The organism is Janibacter sp. CFPM2_SD2 (assembly GCF_057364645.1).
Genome location: NZ_JBNFOF010000366.1, coordinates 1 through 1,077 on the forward strand (window position 1 = coordinate 1; position 1,077 = coordinate 1,077).

The window sequence follows — 1,077 nt, forward strand, 5'->3', positions numbered from 1 at the left end:
CGGCGAGCGCGCGCCTCCTCGGCGCCGACGCGCTCGTCGGGCTGACCGCCGGCACCCTCGACCACGTCCGTGAGGCCGACGCGCGCACCGGTGCGCACCGTCCGGACTACCTGGGCAGCGGGCCCTTCCGTCCCACGCCGACGAAGGACGTGGGCCGTCCGCCGATCGGGCTGGCGGGCTACCCCCTTCGGATCGCGGCGACGCAGCTGCCCGTCGTCGCCATCGGGGACGTCACGCTCGCCGACGTCGCGACCCTCTCCCGCACGGGTGTCGCCGGCATCGCGGTCGTGCGCGAGGTGATGGGCGCCGCCGACCCGGGGGCCGCTGCCGCCGCGTGCCTCAGGGCGTGGGAGAGCTGACGCCGATCTCGTCGTCGACGAGCACCGGGCGAGCGACGCGCAGGCCGGCGAGGGTGATGCCGACACCGGTCGTCATGAGCAGCAGGAGCACCACGGTCCAGCCGCCGGTCAGCTCGTGCAGGAGACCGACGGCGAAGGGGCCGATGCCCGCGAGCAGGTAGCCGACCGGCTGGACGAAGCCCGAGAGCTGGGCCGTCACGTGGGGATTGTGCGTGCGGGCCGCGATGAGGGCGATGGCGGTGGGGAAGGCGAATCCCGACAGACCGAGCAGCACCGCCCACAACCACGGCACGGTCGCCGGCGCGAGGAGCAGACCGAGGTAGCCGGCGACGGCGAGCGTCCCGAAGCCGATCATCCACGCGGACAGGTCGCGGCTGCGGGCGATGACGGTCGGCATGAGCAACCCGCCGAAGATGCCGAGCGCGGCGAGCACCGAGGTGAGCAGGCCGGCGGTCGCGGCCGACAGTCCCGCGTCGCGGTAGATCTGCGGCAGCCAGCCGAACTGCACGTAGGCATTGGTCGACTGCACGCCGAAGAGCACGGTGAGCGCGATCGCGGTGGGGGAGTGCCAGATCCGCGACGTCGGGGTCTCGCCCGCGGCGCGGCGGTGGACCCGGTCGCGCAGGGCGATGACGACCCAGGGGACGAGAGCGAGCAGGGCGACGAGCCCCCACATGCCGAGCGCTCCGGCGCCACTGGGCCGGGGGCGACGGGGCGG

At 74.7% G+C, this 1,077-nt stretch carries 2 protein-coding genes; one reads left to right on the forward strand and one right to left on the reverse strand.

Features of this window, described 5'->3' with window-relative positions; translation table 11 throughout:
• The coding region (locus AC2W7J_RS18375) for a thiamine phosphate synthase (RefSeq protein WP_485984223.1) at positions 1-359 on the forward strand (359 nt) is incomplete at its 5' end.
• Here the strand turns inward: AC2W7J_RS18375 and AC2W7J_RS18380 are convergent.
• Positions 340-1,077, reverse strand: a 738-nt coding sequence (locus AC2W7J_RS18380; RefSeq protein WP_485984225.1) for an MFS transporter, incomplete at its 5' end; no start/stop codon positions are given. The genes AC2W7J_RS18375 and AC2W7J_RS18380 overlap by 20 nt on opposite strands.